This window comes from Bacillus cereus group sp. BfR-BA-01331 (genome assembly GCF_022663915.1).
Lineage (GTDB): Bacteria > Bacillota > Bacilli > Bacillales > Bacillaceae_G > Bacillus_A > Bacillus_A mycoides.
Map to the genome: position 1 here is coordinate 1 of NZ_JAKUGJ010000183.1, position 359 is coordinate 359.

The window sequence follows — 359 nt, forward strand, 5'->3', positions numbered from 1 at the left end:
AGCACTTCATTTTGGAAAAAGTGTTGCTGATAATGGGTGGGGTATGTTCACTTCTTTCTTAGCTTATAAACTAAACGAACAAGGAAAACAACTTGTGAAAATAGACAAATGGTTTCCTTCCACAAAAGCATGTAGTAGTTGTGGAAATGTAAAAAATATGACATTGTCTGAACGAGTATATTCTTGCATATGCGGTGTAAATCTCGTTAGAGATTATAACGCAGCTATCAATATCAAAAATGAAGCAATACGCCTATTAGCGTTAGCATAAATAGCAATAAAATAACCTTTGGAACAAGGGAGTTAGCTCGGCTGTCTTAGGACGAATTCGTTAGCTATCAAAAGTAACGACTAACCGA

Annotated in this window: 1 protein-coding gene; it reads left to right on the top strand. The window is 35.7% G+C overall.

The genetic code is table 11. The features are described from left to right. Positions 1-271, top strand: a 271-nt coding sequence (locus MR155_RS31590) for a zinc ribbon domain-containing protein (RefSeq protein ID WP_242312137.1), incomplete at its 5' end; no start/stop codon positions are given. Positions 272-359 lie beyond the last annotated feature (88 nt).